This is a genomic window from Pseudomonas sp. SBB6 (assembly GCF_024213215.1).
GTDB classification, from domain to species: Bacteria; Pseudomonadota; Gammaproteobacteria; order Pseudomonadales; family Pseudomonadaceae; genus Aquipseudomonas; species Aquipseudomonas donghuensis.
In genome coordinates this window covers 105,286-128,149 of record NZ_JANAVH010000012.1, presented here as the reverse complement: position 1 = coordinate 128,149, position 22,864 = coordinate 105,286, and the positions used below count along the sequence as shown (strand labels likewise).

Here is a 22,864-nt window from a genome sequence, read left to right as displayed (position 1 = left end):
GGTGCTTATGAACACATTCAGCACATCCCCTGTAGGCGCGGGCTTCAAGGTGCTCGCGCTGGCCCTGGCCCTGTTCGGCCCGGCCGTGCAGGCCGCCGGGCTGGTCCCTCCCCAGGGTTACTACGCCGGGATCGAGAAACTCAAGAGCGGCGGCAGCGACTTCAAGTGCGAAGCCATCCCCCGCCCCTACACCGGCAAGCTGCAGTTTCGCAGCAAATACGAAGGCTCGGACAAAGCCCGCGCGACCCTGAACAAGGCCTCGGAACAAGCCTTTCGCGACTCCACCGCGAGCATCACCACCCTTGAGCGCGGGGTCAGCAAACAGGTCATGCAGTACATGCGCGATGGCCGCCCGCAGCAGCTCGACTGCACCCTGGAGTGGCTGAGCAGCTGGGCCAGCGCCAATGCGCTGATGTCCACCGACTACAACCACACCGGCAAGTCGATGCGCAAATGGGCGCTGGGCAGCCTGAGCTCAGCCTGGCTGCACCTGAAGTTCTCCAACTCCCAGCCGCTGGCTGCGCACCAGCAACAGGCCGAGCTGATCGAAAAATGGTTCGGGCGCCTGGCCGACCAGGTGGTCAAGGACTGGAGCGACCTGCCGCTGGAGAAGATCAACAACCACGCCTACTGGGCGGCCTGGTCGGTGATGGCGACCGCCGTGGCCACCGACCGCCGCGACCTGTTCGACTGGTCGCTGAAGGAATACCGGGTGGCCGCCAACCAGGTCGACGCCCAGGGCTTTTTGCCCAACGAGCTCAAGCGCAAGCAACGTGCCCTGGCTTACCACAACTATGCCCTGCCGCCGCTGGCGATGATCGCCAGCTTCGCCCAGGCCAACGGCGTCGATGTGCGCCCGGAGAACAACGGCGCCCTCAAGCGCCTGGGTGAACGGGTGCTGGCGGGGGCGAAAGACCCGAGCCCGTTCAAGGCCAAGAACGGCGAGAAGCAGGACATGGATGACCTGAAGATCGACAGCAAGTACGCCTGGCTCGAACCCTGGTGCAGCCTCTACCGCTGCAACAGCGATGTGCTCGGGCGCAAGCACGACATGCAGCCGTTCAAGAGCTTCCGTTTGGGCGGCGACCTGACCCGGGTCTATGACCCACAGGCCGAACAGAAGAAATGATTGGCTGAAACATTACCTGTGGGAGCCGGCCTTGCCGGCGATGCAAGGCACAGCCTTGCTGCTGTTGGGGCTGCTCTGCAGCCCATCGCTGGCAAAGCCAGCTCCCACATTTGAGCTGGTTTCTCCCGGGAGGTTTCACGGGGGGTTTGGGGGGCTGCTGCCCCGACTGATAACGACAAGGAGAGATCGGGATGGTGTTTTCATCCAATGTGTTCCTGTTCCTGTTCCTGCCGATCTTTCTCGGCTTGTACTACTTGAGCGGGCAACGCTACCGCAACGCCCTGTTGCTGCTGGCCAGCTACGTGTTCTATGCCTGGTGGCGGGTGGATTTCCTGGCGCTGTTCGCCGGGGTCACCCTGTGGAACTACTGGATCGGCCTGAAAGTCGGCGCCGCCGGCGTGCGCAGCAAGCCGGCACAGCGCTGGTTGCTGCTGGGCGTGGCGGTCGACCTGGGCATCCTCGGCTACTTCAAGTACGCCAACTTCGGCGTCGACAGCCTCAACGCGATCATGACCTCGTTCGGGCTTGAGCCGTTCATCCTCACCCACGTGCTGCTGCCGATCGGCATCTCGTTCTACATCTTCGAGTCGATCAGCTACATCATCGACGTGTACCGCGGCGACACCCCGGCGACCCGCAACCTGATCGACTTCGCCGCCTTCGTGGCGATCTTCCCGCACCTGATCGCCGGCCCCGTGCTGCGCTTCAAGGACCTGGCCGATCAGTTCAACCACCGCACCCACACCCTGGACAAGTTCTCCGAAGGTTGCACACGCTTCATGCAGGGCTTCATCAAGAAGGTGTTCATCGCCGACACCCTGGCGGTGGTCGCCGACCATTGCTTCGCCCTGCAGAACCCGACCACCGGCGACGCCTGGCTCGGCGCCCTGGCCTACACCGCGCAGCTGTACTTCGACTTCTCCGGCTACAGCGACATGGCCATCGGCCTGGGCCTGATGATGGGCTTTCGCTTCATGGAGAACTTCAAGCAGCCGTACATCAGCCAGTCGATCACCGAGTTCTGGCGGCGCTGGCACATCAGCCTGTCGACCTGGCTGCGCGACTACCTGTACATCACCCTGGGCGGCAACCGCGGCGGCACCTTCGCCACCTACCGCAACCTGTTCCTGACCATGCTGCTGGGCGGGCTGTGGCACGGCGCCAACTTCACCTACATCGTCTGGGGTGCCTGGCACGGCATGTGGCTGGCGATCGAGCGGGCCCTGGGCATCAACGCCGCGCCGCAACGCTTCAACCTGGTGCGCTGGGCCTTCACCTTCCTGCTGGTGGTGATGGGCTGGGTGATTTTCCGCGCTGAGAACCTGCACGTCGCCGCACGCATGTACGGCGCCATGTTCAGCTTCAGTGACTGGCAGCTATCGGAGCTCAACCGCGCCAGCCTCACCGGCCTGCAAATGGCGACCCTGGTGCTGGCCTACGCGACCCTGGCGTACTTCGGCCTGCGCGACTTCTACCGCAACGCCAAGCCCGAAGCCAAGGCCAGCCCCGTGGCGGTCCACGCTGACGGCAGCCTGAGCCTGGACTGGGGCCTGTACGCCACCCGTGCGCTGGTGCTGCTGCTGTTCGTTGCCTCGATTCTCAAGCTCTCGGCGCAAAGCTACTCGCCGTTCCTCTACTTCCAGTTCTGAGTGAGCCGACCATGACCCGATCATTACGCAAACTCTACGCCCTGCTGTTCCTCGCCCTGTTGCTGGGCCTGGGCCTGTGGTCGCTGGGCGGCCTTGGCAGCTTCCAGCGCACCGCGCAAATGACTGCCCTCGACGGCAAGCTGGCCAAGGCCGCCGAGACCCACTACGACGAGCAGTTCCCGCTCAAGCGCATCGGCACCAACCTCTGGGCGGCGCTGGATTTCAAGCTGTTCAACGAAGGCCGCCCGGGCGTGGTGCTGGGCCGCGAGCACTGGCTGTTCAGTGACGAGGAGTTCAAGCCGGTGGCCAATAGCGACCAGTTCGAACAGGAAAACCTCGCGCTGATTCGCGGTGTACGCGACACCCTGCAACAACGCGGCGTGCAGTTGGTGCTGGCGATCGTACCGGCCAAGGCGCGGCTGTATCCGGAGTACCTCGGCGAGCAGACCCCGGCCAGCCTGCACACTGACCTGTACAACGAGTTCCACGCCCAGGCCCGCCAGGCCGGTGTGTTCGCCCCCGACCTGCTGGCGCCGTTGCAGGACGCCAAGGCCCGTGGCCAGGTGTTCCTGCGCACCGACACCCACTGGACGCCGCTGGGCGCCGAAGTGGTCGCCCAGCACCTGGCCGCCGCCGTCGCGCGCCAGACCCTGCTCAACGGCGAGCCACAACAGTTCGTCACCGAACAGCGCCAGAGCGCGCCGTACAAAGGCGACCTGACCAACTTCCTGCCGCTCGATCCACTGTTCAGCAACCTGCTGCCGCCGCCGGACACCCTGCAAAAACGCAGCACCCGCCCGGCCCAGGCTGAAGGTGAAAACGGCGACGCACTGTTCGCCGACAACGAAATCCCGGTGGCACTGATCGGTACCAGCTACAGCGCCAACCCCAACTGGAACTTCCTCGGTGCCCTGCAACAGGCGCTGCGCAGCGACGTGGTCAATTACGCCGAAGACGGCCATGGCCCACTGCTGCCGATGCTCAAGTACCTGCAAACCGACGCCTTCAAGAACAGCGCGCCGCAAGTGCTGATCTGGGAGTTCCCGGAACGTTATCTGCCAATGCAAAACGACCTCAGCGCTTTCGATCCGCAGTGGATCGCGCAGCTGAAAAAAACCCGCAATGCCAATCAAGACCTGGCCCTGTCGTCCCATCGGACGGAAAACTGAAGAGGAAACGCACATGACCTTGCATACCCCAAAGCACCGCATCGCCAAAGCCTGCGCCCTGGCCGCAGGACTCAGCCTGCTGTCGCTGCAAGCCTTCGCCGGCGCCGATGCCGCGCTGTATGGCCCAACCGCACCGAAAGGCTCGACCTTCGTGCGCATCTACAACGCCAGCGCCCAGCCAGTGAGCGCCAGCGTCGGCAATACCCAGATCAACGCGGTGGCCGCCCAGGGCAGCAGTGATTTCAGCTTCATGCCCCAGGGCGATTACAGCGCCAAGGTCGGCAGTCGGAGCCTGCCGGTCAAGCTTGCCTCTGATCACTACTACACCCTGGTCAACAACGCTTCGGGCCAGCCGCAACTGGTCGAGGAGCCACCGTTCAGGAACAAGCAGAAATCCCTGGTTCGGGTACAGAACCTCAGTGAGCAGGCCCTGACCCTGAAGACCGCCGACGGCAAGACCGAAGTGGTCAAGCCGGTCGCCGCCAAGGCCCGTGGCGAGCGCGAGATCAATCCGGTCAAGGTCAGCCTGGCGCTGTATGAAGGCGACAAGAAAGTCAGCGACCTGAAGCCTGTGGCTCTGGAGCGTGGCGAAGCGGCGGTGCTGTATGTCACCGGCTCCGGCAGCAACCTGTCGCCGGTCTGGGTCAAGCGCCCGGTATCCACCCGTTAACCACCTGCCTATTTCAATTTTTGGAGAACACTCATGATTCCAGTCATTCTGTCCGGTGGTAGCGGCTCGCGTCTGTGGCCCCTGTCGCGCAAGCAATTCCCCAAGCAGTTCCTGGCCCTGACCGGTGAACACACCTTGTTCCAGCAGACGATCGAGCGCCTGGTGTTCGACGGCATGGACGCGCCCATCGTGGTCTGCAACAAGGACCACAAGTTCATCGTCAGCGAGCAACTGCAAAACCTGAAACTCGAAACCCAGGGCATCCTCATGGAGCCCTTCGGCCGCAACACCGCGCCAGCGGTAGCCCTGACCGCGATGAAGCTGGTCAACGAAGGCCGTGACGAGCTGATGCTGGTGCTTCCGGCCGACCATGTGATCGATGACCAGAAAGCCCTGCAACGCGCGCTGGCCCTGGCCACCGTGGCCGCCGAGCGCGGCGAGATGGTGCTGTTCGGAGTCCCGGCGAGCAAACCGGAAACCGGCTACGGCTACATCAAGTCGAGCCAGGACGCGCTGCTGCCCGAAGGCGTCAGCCGGGTGGCGCAGTTTGTCGAGAAGCCGGACGAAAAGCGCGCGGCCGAATTCGTCCGCGCCGGCGGTTACTTCTGGAACAGCGGCATGTTCCTGTTCCGCGCCAGCCGCTTCCTCGAAGAACTGAAAAAACACGATGCCGACATCTACGACACCTGCCTGCTGACCCTGGAGCGCAGTACGCAAGACGGCGACAACCTGAACATCGACGAAGCCACCTTCGCCTGCTGCCCGGACAACTCCATCGACTACGCAGTGATGGAGAAGACCCGGCGTGCCTGCGTGGTGCCGCTGTCGGCCGGCTGGAGCGATGTCGGCTGCTGGTCGTCGCTGTGGGATGTGCACGAAAAAGACCACAACGGCAACGTCACCAAGGGCGACGTGGTGGTCCAGGACAGCCGTAACTGCATGATCCACGGCAACGGCAAGCTGGTGTCGGTGATCGGCCTTGAGAACATCGTCGTGGTCGAGACCAAGGACGCCATGATGATTGCCCACAAGGACAAGGTTCAGGGCGTCAAGCAACTGGTCAACACCCTCAACGAGCAGGGCCGCAGTGAAACCCAGAACCACTGCGAGGTGTTCCGGCCGTGGGGCTCGTACGATTCGGTGGACATGGGCGGGCGCTTCCAGGTCAAGCACATCACCGTCAAGCCCGGCGCCAGCCTGTCGCTGCAGATGCACCACCACCGCGCCGAGCACTGGATCGTGGTGTCCGGCACCGCCGAGGTGACCTGCGACGAGAACGTGTTCCTGCTCACCGAGAACCAGTCCACCTACATCCCGATCGCTTCGGTGCACCGTCTGCGCAACCCGGGCAAGATCCCGCTGGAGATCATCGAAGTGCAGTCCGGCAGTTACCTGGGCGAGGACGATATCGAGCGCTTTGAAGATGTCTACGGACGCTCGACGCCGATCGAGCGCGGGATCTCGATCAAGACCATCGCGCAGTAACCGCGTAGCCTGCCCATCGCCGGCAAGGCCGGCTCCCACACTGGATCTGTATTCACAATTCCTGTGGGAGCCGGCCTTGCCGGCGAAGCTTTTTGAGGCCCAGCCGATTTACGGTTAGGATGAAAGCACCCCGCACACAAGGTTCACTCCATGTTCATCGGTGCCCTGCTGATCCTCACCTGGCTGGTCCTGCTGCTGCGCTACCCGGCCAAGGCCCTGCCGATTTCCCTGGCAGCATTGCTCGGCCTGGGGCTGGTGGCGTTGTGGGTGGTGTGGCTGGACAACCGCGAAGCCAACCAGTTGGCCCGCCTGGAACTGCGCCTGACCTACGCCCCCGAGCAATGCCCGGCCGATCGCCCGCTGCACGTGCACATCAACAACGGCAACTCGGTGCCTTTGCTGGAACTGCGCTGGCGGGTCGCCGCCTATGCCCCGGGCGATACCGTCAACCTTGCCGAAAACACCTATGCCGCGCCGCGCTACCGCGGCCCGGGCGAGCTGCAACCCGGCGCCAGCTGGCAGGAATGCCTGCCGTTGCCACCGCTGCGCTCCGGCTACCGGCCACAGAGCGTCGACTACCGCGCCGAGCACCTGCAAGGCAGCTTCGCCGACTGAGCACCTGGTATTTTTGCCAGGTTACGCCGGCCGGCAAAAGACGTTGAATAGTGCCCACGACACTCAGCACTGCCGAGGCACGCCATGGTCGATACATCCGATGCGGTGCAAGACGAATTTGCACAGATAGTGCAGCGTTTGAAAAGCAAGCAGCCGCTGGCCAGACCTGTGGTGATCATGGTCCATGAAGACAACTGCCCGGCTTGCGTCTGCGGCAAAGACAACCTGAAGGCCCTGGCCAGGGACGGCTATCGCCAGACCGTCGATTTCTACCTGACCACCTTCCATACCTTTCAAGACCTCTATCCAACACCGCAAGTCGAGGTGATTCCAACGCAATTGCTCTTTGACTGCCAAGGCAGCCTGCAGCTACTGGCCACCGGTGCCAGTGTCGAGCAACTGAAAAAAGCCCTGGATGAACTTCTGCATCGATGACGTATGATCCTTGGCTGTCCCCCTCCCACGCAGCTCAAGGACAGCACAGCATGCCCAATGTATTGATCACCGGTTGCTCCAGCGGTATCGGCCTGGCCCTGGCCGAAGCTTTCAACAACGCGGGCTTCGACGTCTGGGCCACGGCGCGCAAGGCCGAGGACGTCCAGCGCCTGGCTGCCAGCGGCTTCCACGCCCGCCAGCTGGACGTCAATGACCCAGCGGCATTGAGCCAACTGGCAAACGAGCTTGAGCAACGCGGCAATGGCCTCGATGTGCTGATCAACAACGCCGGCTACGGTGCCATGGGCCCACTGCTCGATGGCGGCGTCGAGGCGATGCGCCGGCAATTCGAGACCAATGTCTTCGCCCCGGTGGGCGTCACCGCTGCACTGTTTGCCTTACTGCGACGCAATCGGGGCCTGGTGGTGAACATTGGCAGCGTCTCCGGGGTTCTGGTAACCCCGTTCGCCGGCGCCTATTGCGCTTCCAAGGCCGCAGTCCACGCGCTGAGCGAAACCCTGCGCCTGGAGCTGGCACCTTTTGCTGTACGGGTCATGGAAGTGCAGCCAGGCGCAATTGCCTCGCAGTTCGCCAGTAACGCCGGGCGCGAGGCCGAGCAATTACTCGACGAAACCTCGCCCTGGTGGCCGCTGCGCGAAGGCATCCGCGCCCGCGCCCGGGCCTCCCAGGACAACCCGACACCGGCCGCCGAATTCGCCAAGGGCGTGCTCGATGCCGTGCAGAAAAGCCCGACGCCGACGCTGGTGCGCCTGGGCAATGGCAGCCGGGCATTGCCGTTACTGGCCAGCTGGCTGCCCAACGGTATGCTGCAAAAGGTCCTGAAAAAACGTTTCGGTCTGAACCGGATGCTGTGATCTTCCCGGTTTTCGGGGGTTAACGCCTGCGATAGCTGACCCTATCGCTAACTATAAATTGCACGCTAGAGCATTTTCCAAAGCCTCGCCAAGGCGAAGAATCCCTACCGTATTTGAACGGCTGGCCAGCCCTCTGTGTCCTTGCACGTCCTGGAGTTAGGGCCTGCATGCCCCATGTGCGGGCAGAGAAACACCGCCGGTTCAAAGGCATTCAGGGAAAAACCTCCAGGATCGGAGCCCCGTGGTCTGGCTGGCAGTCTTTCTCACAAATGCGATCAGGTAAATTCTGGAGTCATTCGTGAAACAAGCTCAACTTCCGCGCAAGATACCCACACAAGCCCGCTCGAGGATGATGGTCGAGACCATCCTCAAGACTACCGCCACCGTCGTGGTCAAGCACGGTTACGCCGGTACCAACACCAACCTGGTGGCGCAGCGCGCCGGGGTTAGTGTCGGCTCGGTGTACCAGTACTTCCCGAACAAGGACGCGCTGATTGCCGCCCTCTACGAACGCCACGCACAGTCGGTGAACCGGGTAATCCTCGATGTCGCCGGCCAGTACGAAGTGGCCGACCTGCAGGCGCACATCAAGCTGCTGGTGCGCGCCCTGCTGCAGTTGCACCTGCAGGAACCGGAGCTGCATCGTTTGCTCGACAAGGATTTCGCCTTCCTCAGCAACGAATCCAGCGAGCATCAGTACAAAGCGCGCATCTCCCAGTCGATCGAGTGCCTGCTGCAACGCTGGAGCCACCAGTTGGCCCACTCCAACCTGCAGTCGGCCGCCTGGCTGACGGCGCAGATGATCACCTCGATGGTCAAGGCTTACATCCTTGATGCGCCACAGATCAGCCAGGTGGAAATCGAGCAGGCCATCAGTTGCTCGGTGACCGGGCTGCTGTGCTCAAGCCCCAACCCGGCCTTCACCCGGCGCCCGTACCTGCTCGACAGCACCAACAGTGCCCTGGTCCATTCACGCATTCCCGCCGCGTGAAGCCTGTACCCGCTGCAATTGCTGGTAGCGTTCCAGCAAACGCCGTGATTGCAGGTAACTAGGCACTTCCACCACCAGGCCATCGACTTCGGCGCGCACACTGCCGGTACTGGCCGCTTGTTCGAACGCCTCGATCTGCCGCCGTGCCAGATCGGCCTCTGCCGCCGTCGGCGTCAGGTAGCGGTTGGCAACGGCCACATGGGCCGGATTGACCACGCCTTTGGCCTGGTACCCGATTGATCGGGCAAATTGCATATCTGCCTCGGCACCGGCGTCATCGGCAAAGGTGTAAGGCGAGTCGATGGCCAGCACCCCTGCGGCCGCACATTCGAGCAAAAACCGCGAACGCGGATAGTAGAGTTCGGTACCGGCACGACTGCGCCCGGCACCCAGGTCAGCAACCATGTCTTCGGTGGCGACCAGCATTGCCTTGATCCGCGGGCTGGAGTGGGCGATCTCGATAGCCCGGACCACGCCCAGGGCGGTTTCGATATTCGGCACGATCAAGGTCGATCCGGCTTCGATCGCATACTGCGCTTCCAGGCGAGTGATCTGCTTGTCCAGCTCGATCATCTGCTCGCAGGCCTCGACCTTGGACATCATGACCACTTGCGGACGCGCGGCCATGACCGCTTCAAGGTCTTCGTAGCCACAGGTTTCGAACGGGTTGATGCGCACCGAGCTGATCCGCCCGCATTCGCGCCAGTGCTGCATGATGCTCACCGACAAGGCCCGCGCTTCGGCGCGACGGGATGGCGGGGTGAAATCTTCCAGCTCCTGGACCAGCACATCGCCGCCGCCATTGAGCGCATCGAGCAGTGCCGCTTGATCGGCCCCCGGGATGAAGAAGAAAGTGCGGCAAAGCGCCAGCGGATTATCCTTGGAAACAGCCATGATGACGTCCTGTACTAAGAGAATGGAAAACAACCAAACAACTAGAGCATCGCCAGGCCGCCATCGACGGCGATGGTGGTGCCACTGACGAAAGAAGCCTTGCCCGACAGCAACCAGCAGATCACTTCGGCCGCTTCCTCGGCGCTGCCTTCGCGGCGCAGGGCCGTCATGCCATGCAGCTGTTCAAGCTTGCCGGCATCACGGGTGGTGTCGTCGAGCATCGGCGTGCGGATCACTGCCGGGGCGACGCAGTTGACGTTGATGCCGCGCGGCCCGAGCTCACGCGCCAGGCCTTTGCTGAGGGTGATGACCGCGCCCTTGCTGGTGGCATAACCCAGTGTGCCGGCCAACCCGCCACCGCGAATGCCGGCGACACTGGCCACCGTGCAAATGCGTCCGCCACGCGCCATGAGGCGAACCGACTGCTGCACCACACTGAAGGTCGCGATCAGGTTGATATCCAGCAACTGACGCAAGCGCGCAACGCTCAACTGCTCGAAAGGCGCGGTATCAACGACACCGGCGCAGGTTGCCAGTACGTCCACCCGCCCCTGCCAGTGTTCAATCTCGGTAAACGTTGCCGCCACTGCCTGCTCGTCACACAAGTCCAGGGCGAAGCTGCGATGCTGCGGGCCAAGCGCCGCCAACGTCGCCGCCAGCCCGCGCTCATCGAGGTCCAGACACGCGACCCGATAGCCCTCGTCAGCCAGTTGCCGGGCAGTTGCCGCGCCGATCCCGCTGGCCGCGCCGGTCACCACGGCTACCTTGGTTTGTTCCAACATATCAACTGCACTCCTTGAGGCAAACCGTGAACCTTTCATTACCAGTCCACGCCTGTCCGACATGCTAAAAGAATGTTGAGACAACAACTACTCGCTTACGGGGACCAGGCAATAACGGGACAAAGCCGAAGCCGTGGCAGGTTTAACTCGCATTTAACAAAATTGTTAAATATCCGACACCCAGACTCGTTATCGCCGACGAAATGCGAGCAACTTGCAAATCCATTTTATTTTCATCGCGACAAATCGACGCAGCGCCTCATAACGAACCATAGCGTTCATTTAAAATCCAGCAAGCCCGTGTATTTACTGAGCTCAACCTGAGCAATCACGCAGCGCCGCACTCGGTTATTTGAATGCGAGTAGCCATAGCCTGGCAACTTGCCTAGGATAAGAAACAAATTGAAACGTTGTTAAAAGTGACAACTACCCGCTCAACGATGTTTCAACTTTATTGCAATCTTCAGCCCCACAAATCAATAAAAGGACGTTCACGATGAGCAACAAGGGTTTTGACACCGTCATTGAAATCAAATACCGCGACACCGACTCGATGGGTCATGTCAGCAGCCCGATTTATTATGACTACATGCAGCACGCCTACCTCTGCTACATGCACGATCTGCTGAAACTGCCAAAGAGCGAAAAGCTGCCGCACATCATGGTTCGCAGTGAATGCGACTACATCAAGCAAGCCATGTATGGCGAAACCCTGGTGGTCACCAGCGAAGTCGTGAAGTTCGGCACCAAGAGCTTTGAAATCGAGCACACCATGCGCCGTCAGGACGACAGCAAGGAAGTGGTCGCCAAGGCCAAGTCCTACCACGTCATGTTCGACTACGACAAACAGTCCACCATCCCTGTACCGCAAGCATTCAAGGACCAGGTCCTGGCGTTCCAGGAAGGCTGAGCAACTGCTCAAGGATGACGGTTTCGCCGGGCGCCTTGCGGCCGGCGAACAGACTGCAAAGGTAACCTAGCAATGAAACTCTCCTGGACTCCGCAGCAACATGAGTTGCTGGTGAAATATCGGGAAATCGGTGCCGAGCTGGCCACCGCCCGCAAAACCGCAGCGCCCGGTTTCGATCATTACGGTTGGCAACGCCTGTGCGACGCCGGCCTGTGGCAATTGGTGATTCCGGCCAGCCATGGCGGCCTGGGCGAGGACTGGTGGGGCTTTACCGCCGCCCTCGAAGGCCTGGCCTCTTCGATCCGCACGCCGGAGCTGTTGCTCTCGGTGATCGCTCAGGCCGGCATGGTTCGCGCGCTGATGCTGTACGGCAGCGACGAGCAGAAAGACCGCTACCTGACCGCGATCCTCAACGGTGCGCTGAGTGCCACCGGCATTGCCGAACCCGGTACCGGTACCGATGTGCGCAGCATCCACAGCCTGCTGACGCCGGTCGCCGACGGTTATCGCCTGAACGGCAGCAAGTTCAATATCGCCCACGCACCAGTGGCCGATTTCATGCTGATCGTGACCAAGCTGGACACTGACGCCAAAGCCAACATTGCCCTGGTCATGATCGACAAGGACACCCCGGGCCTGACCCGCGGCGAGCCTGACGACAAGCTGGGCAACAAGCACCTGCCCACCGGCCCGCTGTATTTCGACAACCTGGCCATCCCGGCGTCCCAGGTGCTCGGTCAGCCTGGTCGCGGGCTGCAGCAGCTGATCAAGATCATTTCCCTGGGGCGCTTGTACTACGGCCTGGTGGCCGCCAACCTGCCGACCCCGTTCCTGACCGAGGCCATGCAGTACGCGGCGCAGCGCGAAAGCTTCAACAGCGCTATCGACAACCACCAGTACGTGCAAAAGCGCCTGGTGGACCTGGCCATGGGCATGGAGCGCAACCGCTGGATGGTTTATGCCGCGCTGGATCAGTTGCTCAACGACCATCCACAGGCGTTGATGAGCTGCTCGATCGCCAAGCTCGGCGCGGCCCAGGACTTCATCAACAGCGCCATCAGCCTGCTCAAGCTGTATGGCAGCCTGGGTTACCACGAAGGCGACATCGCCAACCTGGTCAAGGATGCGTTGGGGTTCGCCAGCGTCGGCGGTACCGAAGAAATGCACCAGAAAAACATCTTCAACCAGCTGCTACGCCTGACACAGGCCGCCTGAAGCGGTCGAGCCAGCAGCCCGCAAGCCTTTTTCGCAACCCCTGCCACCACGCCGGCCAGGCCCGTACGGTCCTGCCAGGCGTGGCACGGCGGCGGGATTCTGCCTGCCTTTTATTCCGTCCATCCATGAAGAGAGCAGATCGGATGCCAACCAAATCGATACCCCTGCACAGAACCCCCGTCGCCCAGATGCCTGCTGCCTTTGCCCAGCCCGTCGACGACCGCTTCGAACATGCCAGCCTCGATGAACTGCGCGCGCATCAGTTGCTGCGCCTGCGTCAGAGCCTGGCGCACGCTTACAACAACGTGCCCTGGTACCGCGAGCAGTTCCATGCCCGGGACGTGCACCCCTATGACCTGGAGAGCCTGGAAGACCTGGCCCGCTTCCCACTGACCAGCAAGGCCGAACTGCGCGAGCATTACCCCTTCGGCCTGTTCGCCGTGCCCATGGACCAGGTGTCACGCTTGCATGCCTCCAGCGGCACCACCGGCAAACCGACCGTGGTCGGCTACACCCGCAACGACATCGACGTCTGGTCCGCGTTGGTGGCCCGTTCGATCCGTGCCGCTGGCGGCAAGCGCGGCGACCGCATCCATATCGCCTATGGCTACGGCTTGTTCACCGGAGGCCTGGGGGCCCACTACGGCGCTGAAAAACTCGGCTGCACGGTGATCCCGATGTCAGGCGGCCAGACCGCACGCCAGGTGCAACTGCTCAAGGACTTCCAGCCAGACATCATCATGGTCACCCCCTCCTACATGCTCAACATCGCCGAGGAAATCGAGCGCCAGGGCATCAACCCTCATGAGCTGTCGCTGCGGGTCGGGATCTTCGGCGCCGAGCCCTGGGGCCAGCAGATGCGCACCGAGCTGGAGCAACGCCTGGGGATCCAGGCCCTGGACATCTACGGCCTGTCGGAAGTCATGGGCCCGGGCGTGGCCATGGAACACCTGGACACCAAGGATGGGCCGACCCTCTGGGAAGACCATTTCTACCCGGAAATCATCGACCCGCAAACCGGCGAAGTGCTGCCCGACGGCCAGTTCGGCGAGCTGGTACTGACCACCCTGAGCAAGGAAGCCCTGCCGATGGTGCGCTACCGCACCCGTGACCTCACCCGCCTGCTGCCAGGGAATGGCCGGGCCATGCGCCGGCTGGACAAGATCACCGGCCGCAGCGACGACATGCTGATCATTCGCGGGGTCAATGTGTTCCCCAGCCAGATCGAGGAACAGCTGCTGAACCTGTTCATCTTCAGCCCCGTGCATGAGTTGCACGTCAGCCGCGAGGGCAACCTCGACTCGTTGACCGTCCAGGTCGAAATGCGCCCTGAGCACAGCCGTCTGAGCACCGAGGAACAGCTTGCCGCCTGCCAGCACCTCAGCCACCAGATCAAGGTGCATGTGGGCATCAGCACGCGCATCGTCCTGCAGCCGTGCAACACCCTCAAGCGCTCTGAAGGCAAGGCCGGAAAAGTCATCGATCTGCGCGGCAAACGCTAAAAGCCTGTTGCCCGCCCCCTCAAAGGACTCACGAGGTTGAACCCATCATGGATATGACCATTGGCGATTTTCTCCTGCGTCGCCTGCAGGAATTCGGCATCCGCCATCTGTTCGGCGTGCCCGGCGACTACAACCTGACCCTGCTCGAACAGGTCGAAGCCCTGCCGCAACTGCGCTTCATCGGTAACTGCAACGAACTCAACGCCGCCTATGCCGCCGACGGCTACGCCCGCACCCAGGGCTTTGGCGCGGTACTGACGACCTACGGGGTGGGCGACCTGAGCGCCCTCAACGGCATTGCCGGCGCCTATGCCGAGCGGGTCCCGGTCATCATGATTTCCGGCATGCCGCCCTTGCACGCGATTATCGACCGCGCCCTGATGCACCACACCCTGTGCGACGGCAACTACGACAACATCATGGTCACCCTGCGCCAGTTTACCGTGGCCCAGGCACGCATCACCGTGGAAAACGCCGCCCAGGAAATCGACCGGGTGCTGCAGACCTGTTTCCGCGAGCGCCGGCCGGTCTACCTGCAACTGCCGTCGGACCTGGCCTGCCTGCACATCGAAGTACCCCAAACGCCGCTGCAGTTGAGCGAAACCCGCAGCGAGCCGGGCCAGTTGCTCAACGTGGTCACGCAACTGCAGCAGCGTCTGGCCAGCGCCAGCAACCCGGTGTTGCTGGTGGACATCGACGTTGAACGTTTTGGCCTGACCGCGCAGGTACTCGAGCTGATCGAGCGTCTTGAGCTGCCCTTTGCCAACCTGCCGCCGGCCAAGGCCATGCTGCCGGAATCGCACCCGCTGTTTCTCGGTACCTATGCCGGTGCAGGCTCGGCGCCAAGCGTGCGTGAAGCCATCGAGCAGGCGGACTGCGTGATCAGTATCGGCGCCCGCTTCACCGACACCAGCACCGCGCTGTTCTCGCAGAAGTTCAAGGATGGCGCCCTGATCCAGTTGCAGCCTTACGCCGCCTCGCTGGGCAAAGTGCACTACAACGCGGTGAGCATGCGCCAGGTGCTGGAAAAGCTCGTTCAGCAACCGCCAACGCTACGGGCCACGCCGCGGCAGATCCCACCGTTCAGCGCACCGCCAGCGGTGCGCGCCTTGCCCGAGCAACCGCTCAGCCAGTTGCGTTTCTGGCAGCGCATCGCCCACCTGATCAAGGGCGACGAACTGATCATTGCCGAAAGCGGCACGTCATCGGCGGGGCTCAACGGCCTGCGCATGCCCAGCGGCGTGACCTACATCACCCAGCCGATCTGGGGCTCGATCGGCTACACCCTGCCGGCCCTGCTCGGCAGCCTGCTGGCACAGCCCGAGCGGCGGCAAATGCTGTTCATTGGCGACGGTTCGTTGCAGATGACCGTGCAGGAGTTGTCGACCATCCTCGCCCACCAACTCAAGCCGGTGATCTTCCTGATCAACAACGATGGCTACACCATCGAGCGGCTGATCCTCGGCGAGAATTCCAGCTACAACGACATCAACCCGTGGCGCTATGCGCAACTGCCACAGGTGCTCGATACCCGCGATCGCTCACGGCATTTCACCGTGCACACCGAAGATCAGCTGGAGGCCGCGCTGGTCGAGGCCGAAGGCGCTGACACCCTGGTGTTCATTGAAGTGGTGATGGAACGCATGGACGCGCCGGAGTCGCTCAAGCGCTTTGCCCGTCTGTTTGCCGAGTTCGACTACGGCCTGCAACCGCTCAGCCAGCCTGCAATCGCCAGCTGAAACCCGGGCCTGGGCGACCACCGTCGCCCAGGCCGCAGGTGATCAGGCAATCGAGCGTACCACCCCGCCATCCACACGCATTGCCGCACCCGTCGTGGCGCTGGCCTGACGCGACGCCAGGTAGACCACCAGGCTGGCAACCTCCTCGACCGTCGCCAGGCGTTTGATGATCGAACTGGAACGATGCTCGGCGATGAAGCTGGCTTCCAGCTCCTCGGCGGGCACACCCTGCTCTTCGGCCATCTGGCTGAAGAAACCACCGACGCCTTCGGAGCGAGTCGGCCCCGGCAGTACCGCGTTGACGGTTACGCCGGTCCCGGCCAGGGTTTCCGCCAGGCCGCGGGATATCGCCAGCAAGGCCGTCTTGGTGGTGCCGTAGTGAACCATCTCGGTCGGGATCTGCAACGCCGATTCGCTCGACAGGAACAACACCCGCCCCCACTCACGCTCGGCCATGGCCGGGGCGTAGTGACGCGACAGGCGCACCGCGCTCATCACGTTGACTTCAAAGAAGCGCCGCCAGTCGTCGTCAGTGATGTCAAAGAAGCCCTTGGGTTCGAAGATTCCCAGGTTGTTCACCAGAATGTCGGTATCCGGTACTTTGGCAAATAGCGTCTCGGCCCCTTCGGCAGTCCCCAGGTCAGCCGTCACGCCGGTTACCCGCGCGCCCGGCAGCTTGCGCTGGATCTGTTCGATGGCGCGGGTCACCCGTGCCTTGCTGCGCCCGTTGATCACTACTTCAGCGCCTGCCTCTGCCAGCCCGAAGGCAATGGCAAAGCCGATACCGGCCGTGGAGCCGCTGACGATCGCACGTTTGCCGTGCAAGGAAATATTCATACCTGCGTCCTTATATGGATGAAATGAGAGCCCACAAACAGCACGCCGCCAACAGCGTTGAAGGCTGTTGGCTGCGGCTTCATGGCTGTTTGACCGCTGCCATCAGTCGAGTTCGGCAGCGGCCTGGAGCGAAGGCGCAAAAGATTGCCAGCCACCGCCCAGGGATTTGTACAACCCGACCATCGCCAGCGAGGTCGCGGCACTGCTTTCGACCCACTGCTCCTGGTTGGCCAGCAGCGTGCCCTGCACGGTCAAGACGTTGAGAAAGTCCACCGCGCCCTCCACGTACTGGCGCTGCGCGGTTTCCAGGGCCACCCGGCTCTGGCGCACCGCTTCATCGAGCAGGTCGCGACGCAATTGACTGGCGTTGTACAAGCGAAGCACATCGTCGATCTCGTGCCAGGCACGCAACACCACCTGCTGGTACTGCAACGCCGCTTCCTGCTGTTGCGCCTCGCGCAGCTTGAGCACGCCCTTGAGGCGCCCGCCTTCAAAAATCGGCAGGCTCAACTGCGGGCCGATCGCAAAGCGGCGGGAACTCCAGTTACCGAAGTCCGAGAGCTGCAGCGACTGAAAGCCGGCGCTGCCGGACAAGCGAATGCTCGGGTAGAAGTTGGCCTTGGCCACGCCGATGCTGGCCGTGGTGGCGTGCAACTGCGCCTGGGCCTGGCGGATGTCCGGCCGGCGCTCGGCCAGTTCGGACGGCAAGCCCATGGCGAAGCGTTGTACTGTGCGCGGCAACTCGACCGGCGTGAGCAGTTCGTTCTGCAGGCTGCGCGGCGGTTCGGCAACCAGCAGGCTCAGGGCGTTGATCAGCTGCGCCTGACGCTCTTCCAGGGTCGGCAGCCGCGCCTCGATCGAGGCCACCTGGGCGGCGGCCTGGGCGACATCGAGGTTGGTCGCCACGCCATCGCTCAAACGCATCTGCGACAGGCGCAGGCTATGCCGGGAGACATCCAGGTTCTCGCGCACCACCGCCAGGGTGTTCTGCACTGCGCGCAACTGGATGTAGTCACGGGCGGTTTCGGCCAGCAACGACAAGAGCACACCCTGGCGATCGTTTTCGGCCACTTCGACGCTGGCGTCCGCGGCTTCCACCTCGCGGCGCACGCGGCCCCACAGGTCCAGTTCCCAGGACGCGGTGAAATCCCCCTGCCAGAGATTGAAGGCTGACTTGCCGCCCTTGCCGGACGGGTCAGCGAGGCCTTCGGCACTGTTGCGAGTGCGGCTGTAGCCGCCATCGAGGTCCACCGCCGGATACTTGTCGGACGCGATGCTCATGCGCACCGCACGGCTTTGCATCAGCCGCGAGGTGGCGATCTGCAGATCGAGGTTGCGCTCCACCGCGCGCTGGATCAACGCCGACAGCTGGCGGTCGTTGAAGGTTTCCCACCAGCGCGCCTCCAAGGGCGCACTCTGCGGCTGGCTGGGAGCCGGTTTTTCCTGCAGCGCAGGCCATGCCGAGGGCGCGGTGCTTTTCGGCACCTCGAAGTCCGGGCCGACGGTGCAGGCGCTCAAGGTCAGCGTAGCGCCAAGCACGAGGGGCGAAGCCGTGTATGCAAGTCTCATCGAACACTGACCTCGTTACCCGCCTCGGCCTTGGCCTTGCTCTGGGTGTCGATCCTGGCCACGACCGACATGCCGACGCGCAAACGCTCCAGCAGCGGCTGGTCGGCATCGAAGACGATCTTCACCGGAATACGCTGCACCACCTTGGTGAAGTTACCGGTGGCGTTGTCCGGCTTGACCGCCGCGAAGGTCAGGCCGGTGGCCGGGGCGACACTTTGCACGCGACCGCGCAAGCGTTCACCAGCAAAGGTATCAACGCTCACCTCGACGATTTGCCCGGGCAGCACGTGGGTCAATTGGGTTTCCTGGAAGTTGCCGATCACATAGGCACGCTCCAGCGGCACCACCGAGAGCATCCGCGCCCCCGGGTTGACGTAAGCCCCCACGCGCACCGCACGCTCGCCGACCATGCCGTCGATGGGCGCGACGATCGTGGTGTAGGACAGGTCCAGGCGGGCGCGCTCCAGCGCCGCTTCGGCATGCTTGAGGCCACCCTGGGCGGCATCGACCTGGGCAGTGAGGATATCGATCTGCTTGCGCGCCGCCGCCAGCGCCGCGCTGGAGTTGGCCTGGCGCGCCCGCGCCTGGTCGACCCGGCTGCGCGCCTGCTGGGCGTTCTGCACGGTGCCCGCGCCCTGCTCGGCCAGGCGGCTGTGGCGGGTCAGTTCATGGTTGGCGAAGGCAAGCTCCGCTTCGTCGGCTGCCACCGTTGCCTGCGCCTGGGAGATCAGCGACGCCTGGCGTTCCAGGGTCGCCCTGGCGTTCTGCGCCTGGGCCTTGGACATCAGCAACTGCGCTTCGGCCGCCGCCAGGGCAGCCTGAAAATCGCGGTCATCGATCAGTGCCAGGGTCTGCCCGGCCTTGACCCGCTGGTTGTCCTCGACCAGCACCTGGGTGATAAAACCCGAGACTTTCGGTGCGACCACGGTGTAGTCGGCCGAGACATAGGCATCGTTGGTCGATTGCACGCCGCCCGAACCGAAGATCGAGGGCAAGGCAGTAAAGGCTATGCCGCCGACGATGAGCACCGCCGCTGCAATCAAGGCCAATTTGTGGTTTTTACTTAGGGTCATTACGACTATCTCTCTCAGCAGGAACGCTATGCCACCGCACGGGGTGGATAGATCCGGGTGGGCACAAAAGGAATCAGCAGGATCAACGCCAGCGCCAGCAGCGCCATGCACAGGTAGAGGTCGGCCGAGGTCAGCACCACGGCCTGTTCATGGATACGCTTGGCCAGGCCCGGTGCGCTGGCATCGGCCAGGGGTGAATTGCCCAGGTTGTCCACCAGCATGTTCGAGTGAAAATGCCGGCGTACCGTGGTCAGCGCCTCCAGCACCCCGGCGGCGACCACCGAGGCCAGGCCCTTGACGGTGTTGAACCAGGCCGAAGCGAACGGGCCGTCTTGCGGGGTCATGCCGCCAGTGGCGAGCATCAGCAGCGGGATCACCGCCATCGGCTGACCAAAGATCTGGAACAGTTGCAGCACGTAGAAGTTGTCGCGAATCCACTGCGAGGTAATCATCGTGCCGCCAAAGCACGACACCGCCAGCATGCCCAGGCCAATGGCCAGAACCCAGCGGCAGTCCACCGCGCGGATGTTGCACAGCGCTGCGGTCAGCGGCAGGGCCAGCAACTGCGGCAACGCCACCAGCAACATCACCGGGCCCGTCTGCACCGGCCGGTAGCCCTGGATCTGGGCGAGGAAGCTGGACGGAATGATGATCACCGCCGAAAGCACTACCAGCACCCCGCCGAGGGTGACCAGGGCATGGGTGAGGTTGCGGTTGCTGAGCATCTGCAACTTGAAGAACGGCAGCGGGTGCGACCATTCGTTGATCATGAACAGCACCAGCAGCGCCAGGCCACCGCCCAGCAACCAGCAGATCAACGGCGAGTTGAACCAGCCCATGCGATCGCCCTGGCTCAGGCCGATGACAATCGAGCAAATGGCCGGCAGGCCCAGCAACAACCCGCGCCAGTCAAACTGCTTGAAGCGTTCCAGGCGCAGCGGGTCCTGCGGCAACCCCCAGGCCACGCAAGCCATGGCCAGCAACGACGGCAGGATGATCTGCCAGAACGCCCACTGCCAACCGACGTACTCGGTCCACAAGCCCGCCAGCGGCAGCCCCAGGCTCGGCCCGAAGGTGGCCGTCAAGGCGTAGCCGGCCAAGCCATAGAGCTTGATGCCAGGGGGCAGGAAACGCAGCGCCACACTCATCAGCATCGGCGGCAAGGCCCCGCCGGCAAAGCCCTGCAGGGTGCGCAGCAGCATCAGGGTTTCCTGGTTGGGCGCGAACGGGCAGAGCAAACCGAGCAGGGCGAAGGCGCCAATCGCGCAGAGGGTGAAGCGCCGCAGGGAGAAGGTCACCGAGCACCAGGGCGCGAAAGCCATGGCCGAGACCGAGGTCGCCGAGTACAGGGCGACCAGCCATGAACCTTCGTCAGACCCGATGTGCATGCCACCACGAATATCGGCCAGGGCCATTTTCGTGACCATTTCGTTGAGGCCGGCGCAGAGTACCGCCAGCAGCACACCGAGCAGGCCGATGACGATGCGCGGGCCGAATGCCGCCGGTGCCGCAGGCTTGGCCGGGGCAGGTGCCGGTGCGGCGGCGACGGCCGTACCCGGGGTGGCCAGGGCCTCCAGCGAACTCATGGCCTGCCCCCGGGAACGGGCGCAGGGGCACGGTAAAACAGGTACAGGCACATGGCTTCAGAACTCCGGGTAATTGAGGTACCCGGCAAGTCTATGGAGGCCGATTACTGACGAAAACTGACATATTCGCAGCTTTATGCTGCATGAGACGCAACTATACGATCAGGTATATATATGCGCTCAAAAGCGTCAATCTTGACGTTAACACTCAGGCTTTACTGCAACACTCCTTGAGCGTCTGGCGCAGCCAGCGATGGGCAGGATCGTTGTCATAGCGCGGGTGCCAGGCCTGCATGATGGTCACCGATTCCAGCGCCATGGGGATGCGAAACGAACGTAGCGGCAGGCCCAGACGGGCAACACTGAGCAGCACGTGCTGGGGCAGGGGCAGCAGCAGGTCGGACTCGGGCAGGGAGAACATCGCCGAGTGAAAACTCGGGGTAATCAACGCCACCCGCCGGCTCAGGCCCATCCCCGCCAGCGCTGAGTCGATCGGCCCGGTGGCGCGACCGCGGCGCGAGACGCTGATCTGTTCGAAGGCGGCGAAGCGCTCCGGGGTGATCTCATCGTTGAAGATTGGATGGTCGACCCGCGCCAGGCCCACGAAGGTGGTGGCAAACAGGCTTTGCACCTTGATTTCCGGGCCGAGGTTGCGCGTGGCGCTGATGTACAGGTCCAGGCGCCCATCGCGCAGGCTGTCGTCCTCGTCACCGCCCTCGCCTTCCGGGACAAAACGCAGCACGGTACGCGGCGCCTGCTGGCGCATGGTTTCCAGCAAGGGCGCCGCGAACGGCGCGATAAACACATCGTTAGCGCGCAGGTTGAACGAGCGCTCCAGGGTCAGCAGGTCAACCTCGTCACTGGAGCTGAACACCTGCCCGGCCTGTTCGACCACGCTGCGCACCTGAGTGCGCAGGGCCATGGCCTTGGGGGTCGGTACCAGGCCACGGCCGGCGCGGACCAGAATCGGGTCGCCGACGGCATGGCGAATTCGCGTCAGGGTGCGGCTCATGGCCGCCGGGCTGAGGTTCATGCGACGAGCCGCACCGACCACACTGCCTTCATCGAGCAGCGCATCCAGCGCAACCAGCAAGTTCATATCCGGAAAGTGCATGGTAAGCATCCATTCATGTATTTCAGTGAATCCGCTGCAATCTTACCAGTTTCTGCAGGTTTTCCAGCCCTTGCATTCTGCGCAACTAGTCATTGCACCGCGCACCATTTACCCGGCCGCACGCTTTTTCAAGAATGCCTGCTCTTTGTATTCAGAATGGGTCCCGTCACCATGTACAGCTCGGTACTGATCGCCATTGATGGCTCTGCGCGCAGCCGCGGCATCCTCGAAACCGTCAGCCGCTTTTGCGAACCCGCGCGCCATCAGCTGCATGTGCTGCTGGCGGTCGACATGGCCTATGCCCTGGCCGAGGAGAACAGACGCATCAGCGCCTTCGACCAAAGCGAATACCCGGCCGCCAGCCATGAACAGCAAATGGCCGACATGACCATGCAGCAAGCCGTGGACTACTTGCGCGCTCGCGGCTTCCAGACCGAAGGCAACCTGGTCAACGGTGACCCGGTATCGACCATCGTCGCCGAGGCCAAGCGCCTGGAAAGCGACCTGATCGTCATGGGCCATCGCCACCTGTCGCGCCTGGACCGCATGCTCGACCCTTCGATCAGCAGCAAGGTCATCGACAAGGCCGGCTGCCCGGTGCTGGTCGATGCCCGCCACGTCTGAC

General features: G+C 63.0%; 21 protein-coding genes. 14 read left to right on the top strand and 7 right to left on the bottom strand.

Translation table 11 applies throughout. The features are described 5' to 3' along the window. Positions 1 to 7: 7 nt before the first annotated feature. From NLX68_RS21570 to NLX68_RS21530, 9 genes are all read left to right on the top strand, one after another. Positions 8 to 1,129, top strand: a complete 1,122-nt coding sequence (locus NLX68_RS21570) for a mannuronate-specific alginate lyase (protein ID WP_254285722.1) — start codon at positions 8 to 10, stop codon at positions 1,127 to 1,129. A 191-nt stretch (positions 1,130 to 1,320) separates the two neighbouring features. Beyond that, positions 1,321 to 2,778 (top strand): MBOAT family protein, encoded by a 1,458-nt coding sequence (locus NLX68_RS21565; protein ID WP_254285721.1) that lies wholly within the window; start codon positions 1,321 to 1,323, stop codon positions 2,776 to 2,778. 11 nt (positions 2,779 to 2,789) lie between these two features. Continuing rightward, a complete protein-coding gene (locus NLX68_RS21560) occupies positions 2,790 to 3,947 on the top strand; it encodes an alginate O-acetyltransferase (RefSeq protein WP_254285720.1) in 1,158 nt (385 codons plus the stop codon). A 13-nt stretch (positions 3,948 to 3,960) separates the two neighbouring features. Next, the gene (locus NLX68_RS21555) at positions 3,961 to 4,617 is read left to right on the top strand and encodes an alginate O-acetyltransferase AlgF (RefSeq protein ID WP_254285719.1); all 657 of its coding nucleotides are present in this window, start codon (positions 3,961 to 3,963) and stop codon (positions 4,615 to 4,617) included. Between the two features lie 33 nt (positions 4,618 to 4,650). After that, positions 4,651 to 6,102, top strand: a complete 1,452-nt coding sequence (locus NLX68_RS21550; RefSeq protein ID WP_254285718.1) for a mannose-1-phosphate guanylyltransferase/mannose-6-phosphate isomerase — start codon at positions 4,651 to 4,653, stop codon at positions 6,100 to 6,102. A gap of 150 nt (positions 6,103 to 6,252) precedes the next feature. Then, entirely contained in the window at positions 6,253 to 6,717 is a 465-nt protein-coding gene (locus tag NLX68_RS21545) for a multidrug transporter (RefSeq protein ID WP_254285717.1), read from the top strand. Positions 6,718 to 6,801: 84 nt separating this feature from the next. Next, positions 6,802 to 7,152, top strand: coding sequence for a hypothetical protein (locus tag NLX68_RS21540; protein ID WP_254285716.1), 351 nt, complete (start codon positions 6,802 to 6,804; stop codon positions 7,150 to 7,152). A 50-nt stretch (positions 7,153 to 7,202) separates the two neighbouring features. Next, complete coding sequence (locus tag NLX68_RS21535; RefSeq protein ID WP_254285715.1) at positions 7,203 to 8,027, top strand: SDR family oxidoreductase; 825 nt, start codon at positions 7,203 to 7,205, stop codon at positions 8,025 to 8,027. Between the two features lie 298 nt (positions 8,028 to 8,325). Beyond that, the gene (locus NLX68_RS21530) at positions 8,326 to 9,018 is read left to right on the top strand and encodes a TetR/AcrR family transcriptional regulator (protein WP_254285714.1); all 693 of its coding nucleotides are present in this window, start codon (positions 8,326 to 8,328) and stop codon (positions 9,016 to 9,018) included. Here the strand turns inward: NLX68_RS21530 and NLX68_RS21525 are convergent. Together NLX68_RS21525 and NLX68_RS21520 are read right to left on the bottom strand one after the other, a co-directional pair. Beyond that, the gene (locus NLX68_RS21525) at positions 8,998 to 9,912 is read right to left on the bottom strand and encodes a CoA ester lyase (RefSeq protein WP_010220695.1); all 915 of its coding nucleotides are present in this window, start codon (positions 9,910 to 9,912) and stop codon (positions 8,998 to 9,000) included. The two genes, NLX68_RS21530 and NLX68_RS21525, sit on opposite strands and share 21 nt — an antisense overlap. Positions 9,913 to 9,953: 41 nt before the next feature. Next, complete coding sequence (locus tag NLX68_RS21520) at positions 9,954 to 10,694, bottom strand: SDR family NAD(P)-dependent oxidoreductase (protein WP_254285713.1); 741 nt, start codon at positions 10,692 to 10,694, stop codon at positions 9,954 to 9,956. Positions 10,695 to 11,190: 496 nt separating this feature from the next. Between NLX68_RS21520 and NLX68_RS21515 the strand changes: the two genes are divergently transcribed. The 4 genes from NLX68_RS21515 to NLX68_RS21500 all read left to right on the top strand — a co-directional run bounded on the left by NLX68_RS21515 (position 11,191) and on the right by NLX68_RS21500 (position 16,060). Further along, the gene (locus NLX68_RS21515) at positions 11,191 to 11,604 is read left to right on the top strand and encodes a thioesterase family protein (RefSeq protein WP_010220692.1); all 414 of its coding nucleotides are present in this window, start codon (positions 11,191 to 11,193) and stop codon (positions 11,602 to 11,604) included. A gap of 72 nt (positions 11,605 to 11,676) precedes the next feature. Continuing rightward, entirely contained in the window at positions 11,677 to 12,819 is a 1,143-nt protein-coding gene (locus NLX68_RS21510; RefSeq protein ID WP_010220691.1) for an acyl-CoA dehydrogenase family protein, read from the top strand. 188 nt (positions 12,820 to 13,007) lie between these two features. Next, the gene (gene paaK, locus NLX68_RS21505; RefSeq protein WP_254285712.1) at positions 13,008 to 14,321 is read left to right on the top strand and encodes a phenylacetate--CoA ligase PaaK; all 1,314 of its coding nucleotides are present in this window, start codon (positions 13,008 to 13,010) and stop codon (positions 14,319 to 14,321) included. A gap of 47 nt (positions 14,322 to 14,368) precedes the next feature. Continuing rightward, positions 14,369 to 16,060, top strand: coding sequence for an alpha-keto acid decarboxylase family protein (locus NLX68_RS21500; protein ID WP_254285711.1), 1,692 nt, complete (start codon positions 14,369 to 14,371; stop codon positions 16,058 to 16,060). A gap of 42 nt (positions 16,061 to 16,102) precedes the next feature. On the opposite strand, the gene NLX68_RS21495 is transcribed toward NLX68_RS21500, so the two are convergent. The 5 genes from NLX68_RS21495 to NLX68_RS21475 form a co-directional block, all read right to left on the bottom strand. Continuing rightward, positions 16,103 to 16,897 (bottom strand): SDR family NAD(P)-dependent oxidoreductase, encoded by a 795-nt coding sequence (locus NLX68_RS21495; RefSeq protein WP_010220688.1) that lies wholly within the window; start codon positions 16,895 to 16,897, stop codon positions 16,103 to 16,105. Between the two features lie 102 nt (positions 16,898 to 16,999). After that, the gene (locus tag NLX68_RS21490; RefSeq protein ID WP_254285710.1) at positions 17,000 to 18,466 is read right to left on the bottom strand and encodes an efflux transporter outer membrane subunit; all 1,467 of its coding nucleotides are present in this window, start codon (positions 18,464 to 18,466) and stop codon (positions 17,000 to 17,002) included. Beyond that, a complete protein-coding gene (locus NLX68_RS21485) occupies positions 18,463 to 19,539 on the bottom strand; it encodes an HlyD family secretion protein (RefSeq protein WP_254285709.1) in 1,077 nt (358 codons plus the stop codon). The genes NLX68_RS21490 and NLX68_RS21485 overlap by 4 nt, the downstream gene beginning before the upstream one ends. A gap of 26 nt (positions 19,540 to 19,565) precedes the next feature. Further along, positions 19,566 to 21,125, bottom strand: coding sequence for an MFS transporter (locus NLX68_RS21480; RefSeq protein WP_254285708.1), 1,560 nt, complete (start codon positions 21,123 to 21,125; stop codon positions 19,566 to 19,568). 208 nt (positions 21,126 to 21,333) lie between these two features. Continuing rightward, positions 21,334 to 22,239, bottom strand: a complete 906-nt coding sequence (locus tag NLX68_RS21475) for a LysR family transcriptional regulator (RefSeq protein ID WP_010220683.1) — start codon at positions 22,237 to 22,239, stop codon at positions 21,334 to 21,336. 171 nt (positions 22,240 to 22,410) lie between these two features. On the opposite strand from NLX68_RS21475, the gene NLX68_RS21470 reads away from it, so the two are divergent. Then, entirely contained in the window at positions 22,411 to 22,863 is a 453-nt protein-coding gene (locus NLX68_RS21470) for a universal stress protein (RefSeq protein ID WP_254285707.1), read from the top strand. The last annotated feature ends 1 nt before the right edge of the window (position 22,864 follow it).